The sequence below is a fragment of the Pelomonas candidula genome (assembly GCF_043555985.1).
In the GTDB taxonomy this organism is placed as follows: Bacteria; Pseudomonadota; Gammaproteobacteria; order Burkholderiales; family Burkholderiaceae_C; genus Pelomonas; species Pelomonas candidula.
In genome coordinates this window covers 1-16,520 of record NZ_JBIGIC010000002.1, presented here as the reverse complement: position 1 = coordinate 16,520, position 16,520 = coordinate 1, and the positions used below count along the sequence as shown (strand labels likewise).

General features: G+C 66.4%; 15 protein-coding genes and 1 other RNA gene. 5 read left to right on the top strand and 11 right to left on the bottom strand.

The window, feature by feature from the left end; all coding sequences use genetic code 11:
• Window position 1: 1 nt before the first annotated feature.
• The 11 genes from ACG04R_RS03615 to gyrA all read right to left on the bottom strand — a co-directional run bounded on the left by ACG04R_RS03615 (window position 2) and on the right by gyrA (window position 12,866).
• The gene (locus tag ACG04R_RS03615) at window positions 2–748 is read right to left on the bottom strand and encodes a glycosyltransferase (RefSeq protein WP_394406503.1); all 747 of its coding nucleotides are present in this window, start codon (window positions 746–748) and stop codon (window positions 2–4) included.
• The gene (lapB, locus tag ACG04R_RS03610; RefSeq protein WP_394406502.1) at window positions 732–1,874 is read right to left on the bottom strand and encodes a lipopolysaccharide assembly protein LapB; all 1,143 of its coding nucleotides are present in this window, start codon (window positions 1,872–1,874) and stop codon (window positions 732–734) included. The genes ACG04R_RS03615 and lapB overlap by 17 nt, the downstream gene beginning before the upstream one ends.
• A complete protein-coding gene (locus tag ACG04R_RS03605) occupies window positions 1,864–2,163 on the bottom strand; it encodes a LapA family protein (protein WP_394406501.1) in 300 nt (99 codons plus the stop codon). The genes lapB and ACG04R_RS03605 overlap by 11 nt, the downstream gene beginning before the upstream one ends.
• 26 nt (window positions 2,164–2,189) lie before the next feature.
• The gene (locus tag ACG04R_RS03600) at window positions 2,190–2,489 is read right to left on the bottom strand and encodes an integration host factor subunit beta (protein ID WP_056202110.1); all 300 of its coding nucleotides are present in this window, start codon (window positions 2,487–2,489) and stop codon (window positions 2,190–2,192) included.
• A gap of 166 nt (window positions 2,490–2,655) precedes the next feature.
• A complete protein-coding gene (rpsA, locus tag ACG04R_RS03595) occupies window positions 2,656–4,368 on the bottom strand; it encodes a 30S ribosomal protein S1 (protein ID WP_394406500.1) in 1,713 nt (570 codons plus the stop codon).
• 163 nt (window positions 4,369–4,531) lie between these two features.
• Window positions 4,532–6,532, bottom strand: coding sequence for a bifunctional 3-phosphoshikimate 1-carboxyvinyltransferase/cytidylate kinase (locus tag ACG04R_RS03590; protein ID WP_394406499.1), 2,001 nt, complete (start codon window positions 6,530–6,532; stop codon window positions 4,532–4,534).
• Complete coding sequence (locus ACG04R_RS03585; protein ID WP_394406498.1) at window positions 6,532–7,431, bottom strand: prephenate dehydrogenase; 900 nt, start codon at window positions 7,429–7,431, stop codon at window positions 6,532–6,534. Before ACG04R_RS03585 ends, ACG04R_RS03590 begins: the two co-directional genes overlap by 1 nt.
• A complete protein-coding gene (gene pheA, locus ACG04R_RS03580) occupies window positions 7,431–8,528 on the bottom strand; it encodes a prephenate dehydratase (RefSeq protein WP_394406497.1) in 1,098 nt (365 codons plus the stop codon). Before pheA ends, ACG04R_RS03585 begins: the two co-directional genes overlap by 1 nt.
• On the bottom strand, window positions 8,521–9,612 hold the full coding sequence (serC, locus tag ACG04R_RS03575; RefSeq protein WP_394406496.1) for a 3-phosphoserine/phosphohydroxythreonine transaminase: 1,092 nt from the start codon (window positions 9,610–9,612) through the stop codon (window positions 8,521–8,523). The genes pheA and serC overlap by 8 nt, the downstream gene beginning before the upstream one ends.
• Window positions 9,613–9,631: 19 nt before the next feature.
• Complete coding sequence (locus ACG04R_RS03570; protein ID WP_394406495.1) at window positions 9,632–10,222, bottom strand: DUF2059 domain-containing protein; 591 nt, start codon at window positions 10,220–10,222, stop codon at window positions 9,632–9,634.
• 1 nt (window position 10,223) lies between these two features.
• Complete coding sequence (gene gyrA / locus ACG04R_RS03565; RefSeq protein ID WP_394406494.1) at window positions 10,224–12,866, bottom strand: DNA gyrase subunit A; 2,643 nt, start codon at window positions 12,864–12,866, stop codon at window positions 10,224–10,226.
• A 266-nt stretch (window positions 12,867–13,132) separates the two neighbouring features.
• On the opposite strand from gyrA, the gene ompA reads away from it, so the two are divergent.
• From ompA to ACG04R_RS03540, 5 genes are all read left to right on the top strand, one after another.
• Entirely contained in the window at window positions 13,133–13,798 is a 666-nt protein-coding gene (gene ompA / locus ACG04R_RS03560) for an outer membrane protein OmpA (protein ID WP_394406493.1), read from the top strand.
• Window positions 13,799–13,875: 77 nt separating this feature from the next.
• The gene (gene ubiG, locus ACG04R_RS03555) at window positions 13,876–14,580 is read left to right on the top strand and encodes a bifunctional 2-polyprenyl-6-hydroxyphenol methylase/3-demethylubiquinol 3-O-methyltransferase UbiG (protein WP_394406492.1); all 705 of its coding nucleotides are present in this window, start codon (window positions 13,876–13,878) and stop codon (window positions 14,578–14,580) included.
• A 5-nt stretch (window positions 14,581–14,585) separates the two neighbouring features.
• On the top strand, window positions 14,586–15,254 hold the full coding sequence (gene gph / locus ACG04R_RS03550; RefSeq protein ID WP_394407255.1) for a phosphoglycolate phosphatase: 669 nt from the start codon (window positions 14,586–14,588) through the stop codon (window positions 15,252–15,254).
• 13 nt (window positions 15,255–15,267) lie between these two features.
• Window positions 15,268–15,640: a transfer-messenger RNA gene (gene ssrA / locus ACG04R_RS03545) on the top strand.
• A gap of 192 nt (window positions 15,641–15,832) precedes the next feature.
• Window positions 15,833–16,399 carry a tyrosine-type recombinase/integrase gene (locus ACG04R_RS03540; protein WP_394406491.1) on the top strand — a complete coding sequence of 189 codons (567 nt, stop codon included), beginning with the start codon at window positions 15,833–15,835 and terminating at the stop codon, window positions 16,397–16,399.
• Window positions 16,400–16,520: the final 121 nt, after the last annotated feature.

The following is a 16,520-nucleotide window of genomic DNA, read 5'->3' as shown; positions in this document are numbered from 1 at the left end:
GTCACTCGCGCCAGTGATCGGCGATCCAGCGCGCCGGGCGGGCGTGGCGCCAGTTGCCGTTGCTGCGGCCGGCCAGCGCGTCGGGCGGGTTCATGACGCCGTGGAAGATCAGGATGCGCGCGCCGCTCGGCACGAACGGGTCGCGCCAGTAGCTGGTGGGCCAGGCGGGGATGCAGTGGTACTTGTAGCTGGCGCACCAGGCGGCGTCCCAGTACTGCAGCTTGCCCTGGCGGTGCAGCACGGCGGACAGGAAGGCCTGCTCGTTGCGGAACTCGGCCTTGGCCTTGGCCTGGTCGGCGACGAACTCGGTCAGCACGTCCTGATGCGCGCCCAGTTCCCAGCGGTAGACCGACGAGTTGCCAGTGATGCGCCAGGGACGCTTCCAGTCGTGGATGACGAGGAACTCGCCCGGCACCTCGAAGAACGGCGTGATGTCGTCGACGATGACGACGTCCAGGTCCAGGAACAGCGCCGTGCCGCTCAGGCCGTACTCGTTGACGAGCACGGGGCTGAAGGTCGTCAGCTTCTTCCAGCCGCGCTCGGGCTCCCCGTTGGGCAGCATCAGCTCGGGGATGGGAAAGCAGGTCACCTCGCCGCGGATGCCTTCGGTGCGGTCCGTCAGGCAGACGAACGAGAACTCGCCCTTCAGGTGCCGGCGCACCATCGCGTACAGGCGGTTGACGTACTCGGGGCCGTACTTGGTGCCCCACTTCATGCAGACGATGGTGCGCTTAGAGTTCTTCGACATGGCGCGGGGGGTAAGAGTCCCAGTTCAGACAACCGGGACACTGCCAGAAATAGTGGGCGGCCTCGAAGCCGCAGGCGGCGCAGCGGTAGCGCAGCAATGGCTTCGTCGCCTTCTCCAGTGTCTGCACCATCGGGCCGGCCTCGTCGGCAGGCAGGGCGGCGGCATTGAGCTTGAGCAGCTCGGTCGCGGCCGACAGCGCGGGCTGTTCACGCAGATGCGCGGCGAGCCGCTCGCGTTGCGGTTCGGGTTGCAGCGTGGACAGGGCGCGCAGCAGGTGCATGCTAGGTGCGCGTTGGTATTGCTCGGTCAGCAGCGTGATGGCGCGTTCCGGCTGGCCCAGCGACCTGGCCGCCGCGGCGCAGTCGGCAGCGACGAGATTGAACGCTGGCGGGTTGGCCGTCAGCAGCCGGGTGAATGCGGCCAGAGCACCTTCGGCCTGGCCGGCTTTCAGCAGCAACTGGCCCTGCAGCACGTAGGCGCGGGCGGCTTCGGGCTCGCGGCGCTGGGCCTGGCCCAGCAGTTCCAGCGCGAGGTCGCCATGGCCCTGGGACTGCGCGACCAGCGCCTGCTCGCAGAGGTAATGCGCGATTCGGCCCGAGAACGAACCGGTGCCGGCGGCTTCCAGCTCGGCAGCGACTTCGGCGGCCTTGGACCAGTCGCGCGAGCGTTCGTACAGCGACAGCAATGCCAGGCGGGCCTCGCGCTCGAAGGCAGTGCCGCGCAGTTCCGCGTAGGCCGCCTCGGCACGGTCGAACAGGCCGGCCTTGAAGAAATCCTGCGCCAGCTCGTGTTGTGCACGGTCGCGGTCGGTCTTGGGCAGGTCGCCGCGGCGCAGCAGGTGCTCGTGCACGCGCACGGCGCGCTCGGTCTCGCCGCGGCGGCGGAACAGGCTGCCGAGTGCGAAGTGCAGCTCGGACGTATCGGGGTCGTTCTGGACGGCTTCGATGAAGGCGTCGATAGCCTTGTCCTGCTGCTCGTTCAGCAGCAGGTTCAGGCCCTTGAAGTAGGCCTTCGGCGACTCACGCTGTTCGAGCTTCCATTGCTTGGAATCGAGCTTGGAGGCCAGCCAGCCGAGGACGAAGACGACGGGCAGGACGAAGAGCAGCCAGCGCGGATCAAACTCCATCTTGGTGGGCGGCGAAGGGCGTTGCGGGCGCGTCGGGCGCCGGGGTGGGAGCGGTGGGCAGGGGCTCGATGCGCTGGGCGGCGCGGCGGTGCCGCCACCACGACGGCACCATGGCCAGCACACCGAAGGCGGCACCGAGGCCGAAGGCCAGCAGCACGATGATGACCTGTGGCGCACGCCACTCGTGGCCGAAGAACCAGCGGACGGTGGCGTCGTGGCTGTTGTTAAGCGCGAACGCGAACAGCGTGAAGAAGAGCAGGGCTCGCAGGAGCCAGACGAGGGTGCGCATGGCCCGGGATTTTGCGTCAGGTCGGCTCAGGCGTCGGTAACGGGCAGATGCTTGTCGACGGCCTCGCGCAGCGCCTTGCCGGGCTTGAAATGGGGGGCCAGCTTCTCGGGGATCATGACCTGCTCGCCACTGCGTGGGTTGCGGCCCACGCGGGGGGGGCGGCGGCTGATCGAGAAGCTGCCGAAGCCGCGGATCTCGATGCGGTGGCCGCGCGCCAGCGCGTCGCTCATCGCGTCGAGGATGGTCTTGACCGCGAACTCGGTATCGCGCTGGGTCAGTTGGCCAAATCGTTCGGCGAGCACGGCGACGAGGTCGGAGCGGGTCATGTGAGGGCTCGATTCAAAAGGCAGTCACAGTGGCACGGAAAGTGGCGGACGCCGTGGCGCTGTGGTTGCCTTCGTGGGCTTCAATTGAAACAGGCCCGCTGGCGAGGCCGGCGAGCCTGTGGGGAGCATACCCGGCCTGCAAGCAGGCCGGGCGGGCTGCGAGGGCTTAGTTGCCCTGGTTGTCCAGCTTGGCGCGGAGCAGGGCGCCCAGGCTGGTCGTGCCGGCGTTTTCACGCTCGTTCGACTGGCTGATGCGCTGCATGGCTTCCTGCTGGTCGGCGTTGTCCTTGGCCTTGATCGACAGCTGGATGTTGCGGGTCTTGCGATCCACGTTGACGATGACGGCGGTGACTTCGTCGCCTTCCTTCAGCACGTTGCGGGCGTCTTCCACGCGGTCGCGGGAGATTTCCGAAGCGCGCAGGTAGGCCATCACGCCTTCGGCCAGCTCGACTTCAGCGCCGCGCGGGTCGACGGTCTTGACCTTGCCGGTCACCGAGGCGCCACGGTCGTTGATCGTGGTGTAGGCGGTGAACGGGTCGCTGTCCAGCTGCTTGATGCCCAGCGAAATGCGCTCGCGCTCGACGTCCACGGCCAGCACGACGGCTTCGACTTCCTGGCCCTTCTTGAAGTTGCGAACGGCGGTTTCGCCGGACTCGTCCCAAGACAGGTCGGACAGGTGCACCAGACCGTCGATGCCCTGGGCCAGGCCCACGAACACGCCGAAGTCGGTGATGGACTTGACCGGACCCTTGACCTTGTCGCCGCGCTTGACGTTCTCGGCGAACTCTTCCCACGGGTTGGCCTTGCACTGCTTCATGCCCAGGCTGATGCGGCGCTTGTCTTCGTCGATTTCCAGGACCATGACTTCGACTTCGTCGCCCAGCGAGACCAGCTTGCTGGGGGCGATGTTCTTGTTGGTCCAGTCCATTTCGGAGACGTGCACCAGGCCTTCGATGCCCGGTTCGATCTCGACGAACGCGCCGTAATCAGCGATGTTCGTGACCTTGCCGAACAGGCGGGTGCTGGTCGGGTAGCGGCGGGCCACGCCGAACCACGGGTCGTCGCCCAGCTGCTTGATGCCCAGCGAGACGCGGTTCTTCTCGGCGTCGAACTTCAGGACCTTGGCGGTCAGTTCCTGACCGACCGTCACCACTTCGCTCGGGTGACGGACACGGCGCCAGGCCATGTCGGTGATGTGCAGCAGGCCGTCGATGCCGCCCAGGTCCACGAACGCACCGTACTCAGTGATGTTCTTGACCACGCCATTGACGATGGCGCCTTCGGACAGCGTTTCGAGCAGCTTGGCGCGCTCTTCACCCATGGAGGCTTCGACCACGGCACGACGCGACAGCACAACGTTGTTGCGCTTGCGGTCGAGCTTGATGACCTTGAATTCCATGGTCTTGCCCTCGAACGGGCTCATGTCCTTCACCGGGCGGGTGTCCAGGAGCGATCCGGGCAGGAAGGCGCGGATGCCGTTGACCAGAACAGTCAGGCCGCCCTTGACCTTGCCGGAGACGGTGCCGGTCACGAAGTCGCCGGACTCCAGGGCCGTTTCCAGGCTCAGCCACGATGCCAGGCGCTTGGCCTTGTCGCGCGACAGGATGGTGTCGCCGTAGCCATTTTCGATGGCGTCGATGGCGACGGAGACGAAGTCGCCGACCTGGACTTCCAGTTCGCCTTGGTCGTTCTTGAACTCTTCGATAGGCACGTAGGCTTCGGACTTGAGGCCTGCGTTGACGACGACGAAGTTGTGTTCGACACGAACGACTTCAGCCGAGATCACTTCGCCAGCGCGCATGTCGGAGCGCTGCAGCGACTCCTCGAACATGGCGGCGAAGGATTCCATGCCGGAAGCGGCGGTTTGGGTTTGGGACATGTTGATGGACCTTGTGCGGCGGGGAGCCCCGACGCGGCGTGCAGACGAGCTGCGGGTTGAGTTGTTGACATCGCCCCTCTCGGTGAACTGACGTTCGGAGGGAAGAAGGGCGGGCCGTGGCTTCTCGGGCCTGGGCCGAACCGACCGGTTTATTGAATTCCGATCAGAACGGCCGGCGCGTTTGCCACCAAACCAGCATCTGATCCACCGAGGCTTCGATGGTCAGCGCCGAGTTGTCGAGCAGCTGCGCGTCCTGCGCGGGCTCCAGAGGCGAGGCCGAGCGGTTCTTGTCCCGTTCGTCCCGCGCCTCCAAATCTTCGCGCAAGCCTTTGATATTAGCGGAAATCCCTTTGGAAATCAATTGCTTATACCGCCGCTCGGCGCGCGTCGCGGCGCTGGCGGTCAGGAAGACCTTCAGCGTGGCGTCCGGGAAGATGGCCGTGCCCATGTCGCGGCCGTCTGCCACCAGCCCGGGCAGGCGGCGGAAGTCCAGCTGCAACTGGTGCAGCGCCTGGCGCACCTCGGGGTGGACGGCGACCTGGGAGGCCAGCAGGCCGGTGGCCTCGGCGCGCAGGCGGGCGGTGACGTCTTCCTGGCCCAGGAAGACCAGGCCATCGGCAAAGCGGAGCTGCAGCGTCGGCACGATGGACGCGACGGCTGGCCCGTCGTCGAGGTTGAGGCCGGCGCGGCGCGCGGCCAGGCCGGTGACGCGGTACAGCGCGCCGGAATCCAGCACGCCGAAGCCCAGCGCCTTGCCCACCTCGTCGGCCAGCGTGCCCTTGCCGGATGCGGTGGGGCCGTCGATCGTGATGACGGGAATGTCGGCGGCGTTGGCCGTCACGACACCGAACAGCGTCTCGAAGTAGTCCGGGAAGGTCTTGGCGACGCAGTGCGGCTCGAGGATGCGCACCGGCACCGCAGCGTCGGTGACGAGGCCGTTGAAGGCGGCCAGCGAGAAGCACATCGCGACGCGATGGTCGTCGTAGGTGTGGACGGACGCCGCCTTCCAACTTTGCAGCGGTTGCACGCGGATCCAGTCCGGGCCTTCGTCGACCGTCGCGCCCAGCTTGCGCAGCTCGGTCGCCATCGCGGCGATGCGGTCGGTCTCCTTGACGCGCCAACTGGCGATGTTGGTCAGCGTCGTCGGGCCGTCGGCGTACAGCGCCATGACGCTCAACGTCATCGCCGCGTCGGGGATGTGGTTGCAGTCCAGCGTGATGCCCTTCAGCGGCCAGGCGCCACGGCGGACCTCCAGCCAGTTCGGGCCGGTCTTGACCTCGGCCCCCATCGCGGCGGCGGCCTCGATGAAGCGCACGTCGCCCTGCAGCGACTCGCTGCCGACGCCTTCGATGCGGATCGGCGTGTCGACCGCGGCGATGGCGCCCAGGCCGACGAAGTAGGACGCCGACGACGCGTCGCCCTCGACGAAGACCTCGCCGGGCGAGACGTAGCGGCTGCCGGCCGGAATGACAAAGGCGGCCCAGCCCTCGCGCTTCACGGCGATGCCGAAGCGCTCCAGCAGCGCCAGCGTGATCTGGATGTAGGGCTTGGAGATCAGCTCGCCGATGACCTCGATGCGGATGTCGCGTTCGGCCACCAGCGGCAGCGCCAGCAGCAGCGCGGTGAGGAACTGGCTGGACACGTCGCCGCGCACGCGTACGGGCGTGTCCAGCGCGAGGGCAGACGGGCCGCGCAGGCGCAGCGGCGGGTAGCCGGGGTTGCCCAGGTCGTCGATCTCGCAACCCAGCCCGCGCAGCGCGTCGACGAGGTCGCCGATGGGGCGCTCGTGCATGCGCGGCACACCCGAGACCTCGAAGCTGCCGCCTTGCGTGGCGGCCAGCACGGCCAGCGCGGCCGTCAGCGGGCGCATCGCGGTGCCGGCGTTGCCGAGGAAGAGCTTGGCGTCCTTGGCGCGCAGCCGGCCGCCCAGGCCGTCGATGACGACCGCGTCGCCCTCGCGCCAGACGCCGCAGCCCAGCGTGCGCAGCGATTCCAGCATGACGGCGGTGTCGTCCGACGCCAGCAGGTCGCGCACGAAGGTCTTGCCTTCGCTCAGCGCCGCCAGCAGCAGCACGCGGTTGGAGATGCTCTTGGAGCCGGGCAGGCGCACCGTGCCCGCGGCACCGCGCAGCGGCGGCAGGTCGAGGAAGGGGATCTTGAACATCACTTAGCCGCGGGACGGCCGGGAGGGACTGCGGGAAGGGAGGGAAGGTTCCAGGCCGCGCGGCCTTCGGCGATGGGGCGCAGCGCGGCCTCCAGCGCGGCGGCGTCGCCGGTTTCGATCAGCGCTTCGAGCTGGTCCAGCATCGTGCGGAAGCGCTTGGACTGGGCCAGCACCTCGTGCTTGTTGGCCAGCAGGATGTCGCGCCAGACCGACGGCTCGCCGGCGGCGATGCGGGTGAAGTCGCGGAAGCCCGGGCCGGCGAGGCTGAGGTAGTCACGTGCGGCGGGCTGTTCGGCGATGGCCTGGAAGTAGGCGAAAGCCAGCAGGTGGGGCAGGTGGCTGACGGCGGCAAACGCCGCGTCGTGGTTGTGCGGCCGCATCTTCAGCACGGTGGTGCCCAGCGCTGACCAGACATCGGTTGCGAGCTGCACAAGCTGCGGGTTCGTGAAGGGCTGCGGCGTCAGGATGACCTGCCGCCCCTCGTACAGCGTGGCGTCGGCGTGCTGCACGCCGCCCGACTCCTTGCCGGCGATGGGGTGGCAGGGCACGAAACTGGCGGCCCGCTCACCCAGCGCGCGCCGCGCGGCCTCGATGACGTCGCATTTGGTCGAGCCCACGTCCATGAAGAGGACGCCGGGATTGACCAGGTGGCGGATGGCCTTGAGCGTGCTCTCGGTGGCCGACACCGGCACGGCGATCAGCACGATGTCCGAGCCCGACACGGCCAGCAGCGCCGATTCGGCCGCGACGTCGATGACGCCCAGCTTCTTGGCCTGCTTGGTCGTCGACGGCGACTTGCTGTAGCCGACGACACGCTTGACGAGGCCGGCTTTCTTCATCGCCAGCGCGAAGCTGCCGCCCATCAGGCCGCATCCGATGACGCCGAGCTGTTGGAACATCAGTTCTTCACCGGGTAGGCGCCCAGCATCTTGAAGAAGGCGCAGATCTGGCGCAGCTCGGCGAGCGCGTCGGCCACGTGCGGCTGGGTGGGGTGGCCGTCGAGGTCGATGTAGAAGTAGTACTCCCACTGGCCGTTGCGTGCCGGGCGGGACTCCAGGCGTGTCATGGACACGCCGTGCTTCTTCAGCGGCACGAGCAGGTCGTGCATGGCGCCCGGGCGGTTGGCCACGGAGACGACCAGGCTGGTGCAGTCGCGGCCGGTGGCAGGCGGCGTGGCCATGGTCTGTGGCAGGCAGATGACGGCGAAGCGCGTGCGGTTGTAGGCCTCGTCCTGGATGGCGTGGGCCGTGATGTGCAGGCCGAACAGCGTCGACGCGCGCTCGGCGCCGATGGCGGCCCAGGCCGGGTTCGTCGCGGCCAGGCGGGCGCCCTCGGCGTTGCTGGACACGGCACGGCGCTCGACGTCGGGCAGGTGCTTGTTCAGCCAGTTCTGGCACTGGGCCAGCGCCTGCGGATGCGCCAGCACGGCCTCGATGCCGTGCATCGACGGCTCCTTGCGCATCAGGTTGTGGCGGATCAGCAGGCTGACCTCGCCGACGACGTGGCAGGGCGTGTGCAGGAACAGGTCCAGCGAGCGCGTGACGACGCCCTCGGTCATGTTCTCGACGCCAACGACGCCGAACTGCGCGCTGCCCGACGCGGTAGCGTGGAAGACCTCGTCGAAGGTCGCGCAATACGTCATGTCGGCCGCGCCGCCGAAGTACTCGATGGCGGCCTGCTCGCAGAACGTGCCGACCGGGCCCAGCACGGCGACGCGCTGCGGCGACTCCAGCGCCAGGCAGGCGGACATGATCTCGCGCCAGATCGCCGACACGTGGTCGGCCTTCAGCGGGCCGGGGTTGGCGGCGCGGATCTTGTCGATGACCTGGGCGACGCGGTCCGGGCGGAAGAACGGCGTGCCCTCGGCGCGCTTGATCTCGCCGACCTGTTCGGCCACGCGGGCACGCTGGTTCAGCAGCTGCAGCAGCTGTTTATCGAGGCCGTCGATCTGGTCGCGCAGCGCGAGCAGGGCCTGGGAGGCGACAGGTTCAACCATGACGGGCCTCGAAGTCCTTCAGGAATCCGACCAGCGCCTGCACGCCTTCCAGCGGCATCGCGTTGTAAATGGAGGCGCGCATGCCGCCCACGGACTTGTGCCCCTTCAGCGACAGCAGGCCGGCGCTCTTGGCCTCGGCAAGGAAGGTCTCGTTGAGGCGGTCGTCCTTCAGCAGGAAGGGCACGTTCATGCGCGAGCGGCAGCTGGGGTCGATGTGGTTCTTGAAGAAGCCGGACGCGTCCAGTGCGCCGTAGAGCAGGGCGGCCTTGTCGATGTTGCGCTGTTCGATGGCGGCCAGGCCGCGCTTGCCGGCGTACTCCAGGCCTTTGACCCACTGGAACACCAGGCCGGCGACGTAGATCGCAAACGTCGGCGGCGTGTTGAACATGGACTGGTTGGCGGCCACGGTCTCGTAGTTGAAGGCCGAGGGGCAGATATCCAGCGCGTGGCCCAGCAGGTCGTCGCGCACGAAGACCATGGTCATGCCGGCCGGGCCGATGTTCTTCTGCGCGCCACCGAACGCCAGGCCCACACGGCTCCAGTCGATGGGGCGGGACAGCAGGTGCGAGGACACGTCGATGACCAGCGGTACGCCGGTGGCAAGCTGCGGCAGCTCATGGAACTCGACGCCGTCGATGGTCTCGTTGGTGCAGACGTGCACGTAGGCCGCGTCGTCGCGCAACGCCCAGTCGCGCGGGATGACGCCGGTCTTGCCGATGTCCGCGGCGATCTGCACGTCGGCGTAGCGGCGCGCCTCGGCCGCGCTCTTGCGCGACCACGAGCCGGTGACGACCACATCGACCTTGCCGCCGCGGCTCAGGTTCATCGGCACGATGGCGTTCTCGCCCAGGCCACCGCCCTGCATGAACAGGATGCGGAAGTTGGCTGGTACGGCGAGCAGCTCGCGCAGATCGCGCTCGGCGGCCTCGAGGATGCTGCCGAACTCCTTGCCGCGGTGGCTCATCTCCATGACGCTCATACCGCTGCCGTGCCAATCCAGCATCTCGGCAGCGACCTGGCGCAGGACGGGCTCCGGCAGGGTCGCAGGACCGGGGGCGAAATTGAACGGACGGGCTGAGGTCATCGATGGGGTGGCTGCAGGCTTACTTCTTGGGGACGGCGGAGGCTGCGGGCTTGGGTGCGGAGCCGGCCTGCGGCTGGGGCGGTATGCCGAGCTGCTTGGCGAGGTTGCCCTGCAGCGTCTTGAAGCGGCCTTCCAGCGTCGGGCCGGCCTCGGTCATGACTTTCTGCGCGATGGCCTTCTGCAGCTCGATGCTGGCCATGCCGAACTTCTGGCTCACCGGGGATTCTGCCCAGGCCAGGATCTGCTTCAGTTCGTCCTCGTTGAAGCGTTCGTCCAGCAGCGCCGAAGCCGTAGCCGGCACGGCCTTGGAGATCTTGTCCTTCAGGTAAGGCACGTTCTCGTCGACGAACTTCTTCAGCTCGGCGTCCATGGCCTTGGCCGTGGCCTCGCGCTTTTCGGTCGGCACCTGCTGCAGGGCTTGGCGCCCTGCCTGCGTCAGTTGCGCCAGCGGCGCCTGGATGATGCTGGCGGACAGGCCGTCACCCAGGCCATGCTGCTGCAGCGCCACGATCTTGTCGATCAAGGCCTTCTTGGCCGGCGACGGTTGGGCCAGCGCGGTGCCGGCGGCCAGGGCGAGAGCAAGGGCCAGGCCCAGCTTGCGAGAGGTCATGTCAGTCCTTGGGGGCTTCGGGGGTGTCGCTGGCCTCGCCGGTATCGGCGGCGCCATCAGGCTCGGTGGTGTCGTTGGCGTCGTTCTCGACGATGCGTTGCAGGCCCGACAGCTTGGCGCCGTCGTCCAGCGCGATCAGCGTGACGCCCTGTGTCGCGCGGCCGAGTTCGCGGATCTCGGCGACGCGGGTGCGCACCAGCACGCCCTTGTCGGTGATCAGCATGATCTCGTCCTCGGCGTGCACCAGCGTTGCAGCGACGACGCGGCCGTTGCGCTCGCTCTGCTGGATGGCAATCATGCCCTTGGTGCCGCGGCCATGGCGGGTGTATTCAGTGATGGCCGTACGCTTGCCGTAGCCGTTCTCGGTGGCGGTCAGCACCGACTGGTTCTCGTCCTCGGCCACCAGCATGGCGATCAGTCGCTGGTCGGGCTCCAGCATCATGCCGCGCACGCCTCGGGCGGTGCGGCCCATCGGGCGCACGTCGTCCTCGTCGAAGCGCACGGCCTTGCCGCCGTCGCTGAACAGCATCACGTCGTGGCGACCGTCGGTCAGCGCAGCACCAATCAGGTGATCGCCCTCGTCCAGGTCGACGGCGATGATGCCGGCCTTGCGTGGGTTGCTGAAGTCCTTCAGCGAAGTCTTCTTGACCGTGCCCATGGCCGTGGCCATGAAGATGAAGTGATCTTCAGGGAAGCTGCGGAACTCGCCGGTCAGCGGCAGCACGACGGTGATCTTCTCGCCGGCCTGGAGCGGGAACATGTTGACGATGGGCTTGCCGCGCGAGTTGCGCGAGCCCTGTGGCACCTCCCAGACCTTGAGCCAGTAGACGCGGCCGCGGTCGGAGAAGCACAGGATCCAATCGTGCGTGTTGGCGATGAAGAGCTGGTCGATCCAGTCGTCATCCTTGGTCGCCGTGGCCTGCTTGCCGCGGCCGCCGCGGCGCTGCGAGCGGTACTCGCTGAGCGCCTGGCTCTTGATGTAGCCGGTGTGCGAGAGCGTCACGACCATGTCGGTCGGCGTGATCAGGTCTTCGGTGCCGAGTTCCTGCGCGTTGTGCTCGATGACCGAGCGGCGTGCGCCGACCTTGGTCTGGCCGAACTCGGTCTTCAGCTGGGTCAGTTCGTCGCCGATGATCGTGGTCACGCGGGACGGCGTGGCCAGGATGTCCAGCAGGTCGGCGATCTCGGCCATCACGTCGCGGTATTCGCCGACGATCTTGTCCTGCTCCAGGCCGGTCAGGCGCTGCAGGCGCATCTGCAGGATTTCGCCGGCCTGCGCTTCGGACAGGCGGTAGAGGCCGTCGGGCTGCATGCCGAACTGGGCTTCAAGGCCTTCGGGTCGATAGGCCTGGCTGCCGCCTTCGGCGCGGGACAGCATCTCGCGCACCAGCGATGAGTCCCAGCTCTTGGACATCAGCGCCGCCTTGGCGACCGGCGGTGTCGGCGACGTCTTGATGGTCTCGATGAACTCGTCGATGTTGGCCAGCGCAACGGCCAAGCCCTCCAGCACATGGCCGCGCTCGCGGGCCTTGCGCAGTTCAAAGATCGTGCGGCGGGTCACCACCTCGCGGCGGTGTTCCAGGAACACGATGACCATGTCGCGCAGATTGCACAGCTTGGGCTGGCCGTCGACCAGCGCGACCATGTTCATGCCGAAGCTGTCCTGCAGCTGGGTCTGCTTGTAGAGGTTGTTCAGCACCACCTCGGGGACTTCACCGCGCTTGAGCTCGATGACGACGCGCATGCCCGACTTGTCGGACTCGTCCTGGATGTGGCTGATGCCCTCGATCTTCTTCTCGTGCACCAGCTCGGCGATGCGCTCCAGCAGGCTCTTCTTGTTGACCTGATAGGGGATCTCGTCAACGATGATCGCCTGCCGGTTGCCCTTGTCGATGTCCTCGAAGTGCACCTTGGCTCGCATCACCACGCGGCCACGGCCCGTGCGATAACCGTCGCGCACGCCGGCCAGGCCGTAGATGATGCCGGCGGTCGGGAAGTCCGGTGCCGGGATGATCTCCATCAGCTCGTCAACCGTGCAGTCCGGCTTGCGAAGAGCGAACAGGCAAGCGTCGACGACTTCGTTGAGGTTGTGCGGCGGGATATTCGTCGCCATGCCCACGGCGATACCCGCCGAGCCGTTTACCAGCAGATTCGGCAAACGGGTCGGGAGGACCAGGGGTTCCTTATGGCTGCCGTCGTAATTCGGGCCGAAGTCGACAGTTTCCTTGTCGATATCGGCCAGCATTTCGTGGGCGATTTTGTCGAGGCGGATTTCGGTGTATCGCATCGCCGCGGCGTTATCGCCGTCGATGGAGCCGAAGTTGCCCTGACCGTCGATCAGCATGTGCCGCAGGCTGAACGGCTGCGCCATGCGGACGATCGTGTCGTAAATAGCCGAGTCGCCGTGAGGGTGGTATTTACCCATCGTTTCACCCACCGCCTGTGCCGACTTGCGGTACTTGGCGTTGTAGGTGTTGCCCATCTCGTTCATCGCGTAGAGCACGCGACGGTGCACCGGCTTGAGGCCGTCGCGGGCGTCGGGCAGGGCTCGGCCGACGATCACGCTCATCGCGTAATCGAGGTAGGAGCGGCGCATCTCCTCCTCAAGGCTGATCGGCAGGGTTTCCTTGGCGAACTGGGTCATGCGGGCTCGATCTTCTGCGTGCGCGGCCTGGCCTCACGGCGGGCGGCATCAGGGGTGGCGAAAGGTGCGGATTCTATGCGGCTCGCTACCTTGTAGCAGCAGCGCAACATCGCCGCCGTGCCCATGAACGTAGGCCGCCACAATGCGTTTGTCTCGGTGGCCCCATGGCACAATCGTCGAGTCCCTAGGAGAAACCCTAAAGGCTCTCCTGCGGTTTGAGTACTGACTCTCGCAGGGCAACTGCGGCATTCCTTGAGAGGAGAATCATGAAGAAACTGAATCGCGTGGCGTCGCTGTTTGCGGTGGCTGCAGTCGCCGTTGCGGCATCGTCCGGCGCGTCGGCGCAAACCATCGACAACTGGCGCGCAACCGACGGTACCGTCTGGAAGAACGGCACGAACGAATACTGCTGGCGCGACAACTTCTGGACGCCGGCCACGGCTGCCCAGGGTTGCGACGGCGAAATCAAGCCCGCACCGAAGGTCGAGCCGCCCAAGCCGGTCGCTCCCCCGCCCCCGTCGCCTCCGCCGGCTCCTCCGAAGCCCGTGACACCCCCGCCGCCGGTCGTTCCGGTCAGCGAAAAGGTTACTTTCGCCGCTGACGCGTTCTTCGACTTCGACAAGTCGACGCTGAAGCCCGAAGCTACCGCGAAGCTGGATGACCTGGTCAGCAAGACCAAGGCCATCAATCTGGAAGTCATCATTGCCGTGGGCCACACTGACTCGGTGGGCAGCGACGAATACAACCAGAAGCTGTCGATTCGCCGCTCGGAAGCTGTCAAGGCTTATCTGGTGAAGCACGGCGTCGAGCCGAACCGTGTCTACACGGAAGGCAAGGGCGAGAAGCAACCTGTGGCCGACAACAAGACAGCCGAAGGTCGCGCCAAGAACCGTCGCACCGAGATCGAAGTCGTCGGTACGCGCAACAAGTAAGCTCTGCGCCTTCGGGCGCTTTGCGCAAAGCCCCGCACGGCCCGCCCGTCGGGGCTTTTCCTTTTTCTGAATCTGTCATGACGATCAATGCCGACCCGCAAGAGCTCGCCAAGTTCGGCGAGCTGGCCCACCGTTGGTGGGACCCCGAGAGCGATTTCAAGCCGCTGCACCAGATCAATCCGCTGAGGCTGGGCTGGATTCAGCAGTTGTGCCCGCTGGCGGGCAAGCGCGTCGTCGACGTGGGTTGCGGGGGCGGCATCCTGAGTGATTCGATGGCTCGCGTGGGGGCGCAGGTGCTGGGCATCGACCTGTCCACCAAGCCCCTGCGGGTGGCCGAGTTGCATGCGATGGAGGCAGGCACCGAAGGCGTCGAGTACCGCGAGATCGCTGTCGAAGCACTGGCCGAGGAGCAGCCGGCTTCGTTCGACGCTGTCACCTGCATGGAGATGCTGGAGCACGTGCCTGACCCGGCCTCCGTCGTGCGCGCCCTGGCGGCGCTGGTCAAGCCTGGTGGTTGGGTGTTCCTCTCCACGCTGAACCGCAATGCCAAGTCCTTCCTGCTGGCCATCGTGGGCGCGGAATACGTGTTGAACATGTTGCCCAAGGGCACGCACGAGTATGCGCGCTTCCTGAAGCCGTCCGAGCTGGCCCAGTTCTGCCGCGATGCCGGCCTCGAACTGCAGGCCAGCCGTGGCCTCGGCTACAACCCGCTGACGCAGCGCTACAGCATAGGCAGCGATACCGGCGTCAACTACCTCATCGCCTGCCAGCGTCCGCTGTGAAGCCGCTGGGCGCGCGCTGGACGCATCTGCGGGCCGTGCTGTTCGACCTCGACGGCACGCTGATCGACAGCGCCGAGGACCTGGCCCGCGCGGCGAACGCGATGCGTGTCGACCGCGGGCTGGCACCGCTGCCGTTGGCGCAGTGCCGGCCACATGGCGGCTCGGGCGCGCGCGGCATGCTGGGGCAGGCGTTCGCCGTCGCGCCCGACCATGCCGAGTACGAGGCACTCAAGCGCGAGTTCCTCGATCGCTACGAGGCGCTGATGCACGACAGCACGTTGCCGTTTGCCGGCATCCCTGCCGAGCTGGCTGGCCTGTCGGCGGCCGGACTTTTGTGGGGCATCGTCACCAACAAGGCCGAGCGCTTCGCGCTGCCGCTCAACCAAGCGCTTGGACTCGGGGCGCGAGTGGTCGTCGGTGGCGACACGACCGGCCATGCCAAGCCCCACCCCGCACCGCTGCTGGAGGCGGCGCTACGGCTGGGCGTATCACCTCAGGACTGTCTCTACGTGGGCGACGACGAGCGCGATGTCGCCGCGGGGCGCGCGGCCGGCATGGCTACTGCGGTTGCGACCTGGGGCTACCTTGGCCCGCAGGCGGATCACCGTCGCTGGAATGCCGACCTTGAACTGATTGCGCCGGGCGACCTCTTGAAGCAGCTGGGACTGGCCTAAAATACGTGGCTCTGGGGCCGACCTGGTTTCGACGTGGGTGCGGATCCGGAGTAGGGCATGCCGAGCACCAGTCCGCTCGTAAAACCACTGGAAACAAAGTAACTGCAAACGACTCTACGTTCGCACTCGCCGCTTAATTGCGGATGAGCTTCTCAACGGCAGGCCGATGGGCCGGGCTGAGTTCCGCAAGGGGCAAGGCTGAGAAGTCACTCACATCGGCTGGCGTCTGACCGGGTCACTCGGTCGGGCGTGAGATCAAGTGACTGGCGGGAAAGCTAGCGTGCCACTGCGCGAGTTGACCGTGAGATTCAAACCAGCCGGCTAAGCATGTAGATCTGCCCGGTGATGGCTTGCGGACGGGGGTTCAATTCCCCCCGGCTCCACCATTACAGAGTTCAGCGAAGTTCGCTGAAGTCCAAAAGGCCTAAGTCAATCAACGACTTAGGCCTTTTTCTTTGTTCCACGCTGTCCCGCGATGTCCACTGACTTCCTGCGATTGGTGCAAGAACTTTTGCAAGAACTCCTAAAATACGAGTTCTTGCAGGCAAAAGTTCTTGCACCTTTGGTGGGGTAGGGCCATGGCGAAGCAGCTTATTTCGGGCGACCGGACTCTTCAGGCGATCAAGCCGGGTGACGAGCGCAAGCGCATCAATGACGGTGCAGGCCTCTATCTTCAACTTTTTGTCAAAGGCGGATCCCATGGCTGGCGTTTTGCGTACAGCCTGAACGGTCGCCGGAACATCCTGAGCTTGGGGACCTATCCTGATGTCGGGCTGGCCCTGGCCAGAAAGAAGGCCGACGCGGCGCGCAAGCAGGTTGCTGAAGGCATCGACCCAAGTGCAACGCGTCAGGAGGCCAAGGCTAAGTTGGAGGCCCAACGCCATGCCGAGCGTTTGGCTGATGCGGGAGTTCCGCCCGAGAACTCATTCGAGGCGGTTGCACGCGATTGGCTCAAGACGGTCCATCAAGTGAAGGTCAGTGAGGGGCATGCCGAGCGGACCCGAATTCGTCTGGAGCAGGATGCATTTCCGTGGATCGGTCGTCGGCCCATTGCCGATATCGAAGCGCCGGAGTTGCTAGCGGCGCTGCGTCGGGTTGAGTCGCGCGGGGCTATCGAAACGGCGCATCGCATCAAAGATTGTTGACGCCGACTGAAATTTGACCCACCCGTGAGGGCCCTGCCGACCCAAATTTGACCCAGGTGTTCAACCTACCCTGCCCGAGATATCCACAGCTGGGCGGGGGTGTGAGGAGTGATCACCATGG